Origin of the sequence: Methylobacterium sp. Leaf104, from assembly GCF_001422885.1 — a bacterium.
Lineage (GTDB): Bacteria > Pseudomonadota > Alphaproteobacteria > Rhizobiales > Beijerinckiaceae > Methylobacterium.
In genome coordinates this window covers 1-6,241 of record NZ_LMMZ01000024.1, presented here as the reverse complement: position 1 = coordinate 6,241, position 6,241 = coordinate 1, and the positions used below count along the sequence as shown (strand labels likewise).

Sequence of the window (6,241 nt, the reverse complement as noted above, 5' to 3'; positions counted from 1 at the left end):
CGTGGCCGTGCTGGAGCGGGGCCGGGTCGGCGAGACCTACCTGCTCGGCGGGCGCGCGGTGCGCAACAACCTCGCCGTGGTCCAGGCGCTCTGCGCCGTCTTCGACCGCCTGCGCCCGGAGCAGGCCCCCCACGAGCGGCTGATCACCTCCGTCGCCGACCGGCCCGGCCACGACCGGCGCTACGCCATCGACCCCGCCAAGGCCGAGGCCGAGCTCGGCTGGCACCCGACCCAGGACTTCGAGCGCGCCCTGGAGGAGACCGTGCGCTGGTATCTCGCCAACGAGGCCTGGTGGCGCCCGATCCGCGAGGGCCGCTACACCGGCGAGCGCCTCGGCCTGGGCACCGCCCCCACCGGCCGCGCCTGAGCCGATGCCCGAGACGCGCGACATCCTCATCCTCGGCGGGGCCGGACAGGTCGGCACCGAGTTGCAGGCGCCGGCGCTCTGGGAGGCGGGCACCCGCCTGCACGCCCCGAGCCGCACGGCGCTCGACGTCACCGACGCCGCCGCGATCGCGACCGCCCTCAGCGCACGCCCCTATGCGGCGGTGGTCAACGCCGCCGCCTACACCGCGGTCGACCGGGCCGAGAGCGAGATCGCCGCGGCCTGGAGCCTGAACGCGGTGGCGCCGGCACTTCTCGCCGCGGCCACGGCCAAGGCCGGCATCCCCCTCGTGCACGTCTCCACCGACTACGTCTTCGACGGACGGACCGAGGCCCCCTGCACCCCCGACAGGCCGGTCRACCCGCAGAGCGTCTACGGGGCCAGCAAGGCGGCCGGCGAGATCGCGGTGCGCAGCGCCAACCCGCGCCACGCCATCATCCGCACCGCCTGGGTGGTGNACCCGCAGAGCGTCTACGGGGCCAGCAAGGCGGCCGGCGAGATCGCGGTGCGCAGCGCCAACCCGCGCCACGCCATCATCCGCACCGCCTGGGTGGTGAGCCCGCACCGGGGCAACTTCGTCAAGACGATGCTGCGCCTGGCGAACGAGCGCGAGCGCCTCAGCGTGGTCGACGACCAGCACGGCAGCCCGACGAGCGCGGGCGACCTCGCCGCCGGCCTGGCTCAGATCGCCCAGGCGCTGGCCCGCGATCCCGGCGCGCCCACGGGCACGCACCACTTCGTCAATGCGGGCGCCACCACCTGGTGCGGCTTTGCCCGCGCCATYGTGGCGGGCGCGGCCCGGCGCGGCGCCCGCRSSGTSCCGGTCGACGCCATTCCCACCAGCGCCTTCCCGACCCCGGCCCGGCGSCCGGCCCATTCGGTGCTCTCGACGGCGAGCCTGACGGCCGCCTACGGCCTGCGGCCGCGGCCCTGGGCGGAGGCCCTCGACGACATCCTCGACCGRCTGGTCGGGCCTGAACGGACATACACGGAGACACGGGCATGAAGGGGATCGTTCTGGCCGGCGGCACGGGCACGCGCCTGCACCCGGCCACGCTGTCGATCAACAAGCAGCTGCTGCCGGTCTACGACAAGCCGATGATCTACTACCCGGTCTCGGTGCTGATGCTGGCGGGCATCCGCGAGATCCTGATCATCTCCNTCAACAAGCAGCTGCTGCCGGTCTACGACAAGCCGATGATCTACTACCCGGTCTCGGTGCTGATGCTGGCGGGCATCCGCGAGATCCTGATCATCTCCAGCCCCGAGCACCTCGACAACTACAAGCGCCTGTTCGGCACCGGCGAGCAGTTCGGGCTGTCCTTCAGCTACGCCCTCCAGCCCCGCCCGGAGGGGCTGGCCCAGGCCTTCCTGATCGGGCGCGACTTCGTGGGCGGCGACAGCGTCGCCCTGGTGCTGGGCGACAACCTGTTCTTCGGCTCAGGCATGCGCGAGCTCCTGGGGCGGGCGCGCGCCCGCGAGACCGGCGCCACGGTGTTCGCCTACCACGTCGACGAACCCTCGGNCCAGGCCTTCCTGATCGGGCGCGACTTCGTGGGCGGCGACAGCGTCGCCCTGGTGCTGGGCGACAACCTGTTCTTCGGCTCAGGCATGCGCGAGCTCCTGGGGCGGGCGCGCGCCCGCGAGACCGGCGCCACGGTGTTCGCCTACCACGTCGACGATCCCTCGGCCTACGGCGTGGTCACCCTCGGCCCGGACGGGCGGCCCCTGCGCCTCGTCGAGAAGCCGGTGACGCCCGAGAGCCCCTGGGCGGTGACGGGCCTGTACTTCTACGACAACCAGGTCCTCGACATCGCCGCGGGCGTGACGCCCTCGGCCCGCGGCGAGCTCGAGATCACCAGCGTCAACGAGGCGTATCTCGAGCGCGGGCAATTGCACGTGGAGCGCATGAGCCGCGGCTATGCCTGGCTCGACACGGGCACGCATGACAGCCTCTTGGAGGCGGCCGAGTTCGTGCGCACGCTCCAGCACCGCCAGNTGCACGTGGAGCGCATGAGCCGCGGCTATGCCTGGCTCGACACGGGCACGCATGACAGCCTCTTGGAGGCGGCCGAGTTCGTGCGCACGCTCCAGCACCGCCAGGGCCTGCAGGTGGCCTGCCTGGAGGAGATCGCCTACCTGCAGGGCTTCATCGGCCAGGACCAGCTCATCGCCCGCGGCAAACTCTTCGCCAAGACCGCCTACGGTCAGAACCTCCTCAAACTCGCACAGGAAGACCAGAGCGAACGCCTGATGCGATGAGGCCCGCACGGGACCCAAGCGGGCAGGGGCCTCCCCGAAGCGAGGGCGGTCGCGTATAGGAGCGGAAATGGACAACATCATTCGCCCCACCTTCGGCGTCCCGCGCCGCACGGAAACGACCGATCCCCGCCGCGTCCAGGTCCTCACCCAGCGCGTCTACGGAGAGGCGAATGGCTGCCGCGTCTGCCTCGTGCACGACGAGGGCGCCCCGGAGGGCGACGTCTACAAGGTGGTGGTGGGCTTCCTGACGGACGACGAGGTGAGCACCGTGGCGATCCTCCCCGCCACCCCGGAAGGCGACACCGACTGCGAGATCGTCGCCCTGGCGATCCTGCGGACCCTCGGCATGATCGAGGCCCGCACCGAGCCGCCGGGCAGCGCCTGAAACACGCCCGTTCGCCGCACGCGCGGGAGGTTCGGCGGGAGGTTCAGAAGCGGGCTTGCATCGGTCCGGAAAGCCATGCTATCGCCCCTGCACCGGAACGGACCGGGCCGCAACCGCCATCGGTTGCGATGAAAAACCGGATCCTGCCTCGTGCCACGCGAGGATGTTGGGGGATAGTTTAACGGTAGAACAGTGGACTCTGACTCCTCTAGTCCAGGTTCGAATCCTGGTCCCCCAGCCACTGTCAGAACTAAGTCGCTCCAGGCATTCGATAATTCGCTGAGCCGCCCTGCGGTCTGAGCCCTTTGCTACACACCGCTGCTACACAGGCTGTCCGTGCGGACGGCGGGAGCGCGGTTTGGGTTCGGTCGCCAACGTTGTCCAGCGCGGACGCACTTTCCACTTCAGACGCCGGGTTCCGGCCGACCTACGGCAACGGCTCGGCCGCCATGAACTCGTGCGCAGCCTCGGCACGAGCGATATCCGCACTGCCAAGGTCGTAGCCTGTCGGCTATACGTGGCGGCGGAAGAGCTGTTCTCGACCCTGCGCGCCCTACCAATGCTTACCGACGACCAACTTGCCCACCTCGTCCGTGACTTCTACGACACCATGCTGTCGGACGAGAACGCCGGCCGGCTCACCCGCGGACCGTTGCCCGAGGGCGTACGCGAAGCCCGGGTCACGCAGTACGCGACGATGGCCGCCAAGGGACGCGAGGCGTTGGCCAGCAACCGTCTCGATGAGGCAGCCTTCGTCGCCGAGTCAATGCTGAAGCGTCAGGGGATCGCCATCCGGGATCTGACACCTGCGGAAGCCGCCAAGGCCAAGCAGGCGATGCTGCGCGCTGGCATCGACCTCTCGGAGGCCCTGAAGGCCCGCTACGAGGGTGACTTCAACTATGAACCGCGCGACAAACTTCTGAAGGCGACGCTCACCGAGCCGCACGCACAGGCTTCGGCGACGCCCGCAGCAGCAGCAATGGCCGCAGCCGCCCCCGTCACGCCAGCGGCATCAACACCGCCCAAGAAGGACGACCCAGCTTCCGCGTCCGACGTCCGCTTCGAGGACCGTGGAAAAGCCTTTCGCGACCAGCAGGTCCAGACGAAGCGCTGGGACAACCAGACCGCAGCGCAGGCAGGAGCCACCTATCGCCTGTTCGCAGACGTATGCGGCGACAAGCCCCTCGGCGCCTACACCCGCAAGGACGCCGGACGCTTCCGCGAGCGCGTCGAACGTCTACCCAGCGACTACGGCAAGCACCCGCGGTACCGCGGCCTGAACGTCGAGGCGATCCTGGCCACCTACACGGCCCTGCCGAAGGGCTCGGGTGTCGAGGTCATCACGCAGAAGACCGTCAAGCGCCACTTCTCCGCCCTGTCGACCCTCTGGACGGCGGCAGTAGCGGAGGGTGACGCGAGCGAGAACATCTTCTCCGGCCATCGCTTTTCCGCCACCCGTAAGCCCAGCGAGCAGCGGGACATGTGGGAACAGGCCGACCTCGCACGCCTTTTCACCACTCCGGTCCTTACCGGCTGTCGCTCGGCGACGCAGCGAAGCACGCCCGGCACGCTCGTTCTTCGGGATGAGCGTTTCTGGCTGCCGCTGATCGCAGTCTTCTCCGGCCTGCGCCAAGAGGAGATCTGCCAGCTGCAACTTGAGGACGTCCGTCAAGAGAACGAAATCTGGTACTTCGACATCAACGATCGACCGCCACGCAAGCTAAAGAACACTACGGCGATCCGGCGCGTCCCCATACACTCGGAACTGATACGGCTCGGGTTCATGCAGCATGTCGAACGCCTGCGCCGCAGTCGGCAGACTCGCGTGTTTCCCGCGTTCCGTCCGGGCGGAGCGGACGACCGTTTGGGTCACGCCTTCACCAAGTGGTTCACGCGCTACAGACGGGACGTCGGCCTTTACCGCCCTGGGCTGAACTTCCACTCCTTCCGACACACCGCAACGACCCTGATGCACCAAGCCGGTGTGCCCACGGCCGTAATCGATCACGTGACGGGCCACACCACCCCGGGTGAGACGGCCCGGTACACCAAGCGGTCGACACTCGCGCAACTGAAGGCTGCTGTCGAGACGATCGTGATGGAGCCGGGCCTGTCTCATCTGCTTCCAGGAGGGGGTGACGTGTCACGGCACGCGTCGCTCCAATCCCTCCCGCCGAAACCCTGAAATTGCAGACAAGCGGACTAGACAGCGAAAAGCCGCAGGCCTAAACGTGATATCACCCTTACCACGTGCAAGATATTGGATCTTGTGATGCCGGCCTACTCCATGCACCATCGCGCGAGGCAACTCTCACGTGCCTCGCCCATCCTGGTTCAGATTCAGACCTTCATATCGGGACACTCTCTCGAAGCTCCGCTTCTTGCAGCCGTGTCGGCAGGCGATCCGCCAGTCGGTGCCATCAGCAAGTATCTGGTCGAGCAGTTCGGCCGCGATACGTTCAAATCGCCGCAGACGAAGCAGTTCGTCGGCGTGGCGACCGCCGCCAAGCTCGAGCTGCTAGGATGTGTCGCGACCGGCAAACGCATCCGCATCAATAACGATCCAATCTTCACGACGGGTGGCCTCTTCCGGAAATTGGCCGTTACACCGAGGTCATCGTCCCATGAACTTCTCGCGCGGTTCATAGCTGCTCTGACCGAAGACGAAGCTCTAATTGTCGCGGAACTACTCGCCCGCAGACGCGAGACGGCCGAACCTTCGCGCGATCCGGACGACTGAGGCGGGGATCGTCCTCTCCTCGGCAGACAGATACGGGCTGCGTCCGGCCCAGGAACCCGCACGAGCCTCCACAGGAACGGCTAACCCACCACGATGCCCAATCACCCGGGTCCATCGATCGACCACCTGTGCCGCAAACCCATCGGGAGCGAGCCGACAATGCCGAATGACCCTTCAGTTTCCGCGTGGCGACGCCCAGTCCCCGCACAGGCCGCGTTTCTCGCTCGTCCGCGCAGCTTCGAGGACATAAGCGGTCAGGAGGAGGCCACCGCGGAAATCCAGTCCTTCCTCTACGACGCGCTTGCCCCGGCCAAGCTGAAGCCGGGTTGCCGGACGCTGCTCTTGAGCGGCGAAAGTGGGATTGGCAAAACTGTCCGTCGTCAGATGATTTGGGACATTCAGCGGTGTTCAGGAGCGGAGGCTCTGGTCCATCTGGGGTGAGAGGTTAGGCGGCCTGCGCGTGGTGGCG

The 6,241-nt window shown here is 67.8% G+C and carries 5 protein-coding genes, 1 tRNA gene and 5 pseudogenes; all 11 read left to right on the top strand.

From position 1 onward, the window contains the following. Positions 1 to 367: GDP-mannose 4,6-dehydratase (locus tag ASF49_RS15190; RefSeq protein ID WP_200930063.1), on the top strand; the 367-nt coding region annotated here is incomplete at its 5' end. Between the two features lie 4 nt (positions 368 to 371). Next, positions 372 to 842, top strand: a pseudogene (locus ASF49_RS24555) (sugar nucleotide-binding protein); the annotation flags it as partial. A gap of 1 nt (position 843) precedes the next feature. After that, on the top strand, positions 844 to 1,391 hold a 548-nt coding region (locus tag ASF49_RS24550), incomplete at its 5' end, for an SDR family oxidoreductase (protein WP_244472836.1). After that, a pseudogene (locus ASF49_RS24745) lies at positions 1,388 to 1,546 on the top strand (sugar phosphate nucleotidyltransferase); the annotation flags it as partial. The gene ASF49_RS24550 and the pseudogene ASF49_RS24745, both read left to right, overlap by 4 nt. A 1-nt stretch (position 1,547) precedes the next feature. After that, positions 1,548 to 1,910: pseudogene (locus tag ASF49_RS24325) on the top strand (sugar nucleotidyltransferase); the annotation flags it as partial. Between the two features lies 1 nt (position 1,911). Further along, positions 1,912 to 2,383, top strand: a pseudogene (locus ASF49_RS24545) (sugar nucleotidyltransferase); the annotation flags it as partial. Position 2,384: 1 nt separating this feature from the next. Then, positions 2,385 to 2,647, top strand: a pseudogene (locus tag ASF49_RS24540) (glucose-1-phosphate thymidylyltransferase RfbA); the annotation flags it as partial. Between the two features lie 67 nt (positions 2,648 to 2,714). Beyond that, on the top strand, positions 2,715 to 3,032 hold the full coding sequence (locus tag ASF49_RS15175) for a hypothetical protein (RefSeq protein WP_056474478.1): 318 nt from the start codon (positions 2,715 to 2,717) through the stop codon (positions 3,030 to 3,032). Between the two features lie 167 nt (positions 3,033 to 3,199). Continuing rightward, positions 3,200 to 3,273: transfer RNA gene (locus tag ASF49_RS15170), tRNA-Gln, on the top strand. A 117-nt stretch (positions 3,274 to 3,390) separates the two neighbouring features. Beyond that, positions 3,391 to 5,217: a site-specific integrase gene (locus tag ASF49_RS15165; RefSeq protein WP_082511328.1), complete on the top strand. Its 1,827-nt coding sequence runs from the start codon at positions 3,391 to 3,393 to the stop codon at positions 5,215 to 5,217. 87 nt (positions 5,218 to 5,304) lie between these two features. Next, the gene (locus ASF49_RS15160; RefSeq protein WP_056474472.1) at positions 5,305 to 5,772 is read left to right on the top strand and encodes a hypothetical protein; all 468 of its coding nucleotides are present in this window, start codon (positions 5,305 to 5,307) and stop codon (positions 5,770 to 5,772) included. The last annotated feature ends 469 nt before the right edge of the window (positions 5,773 to 6,241 follow it).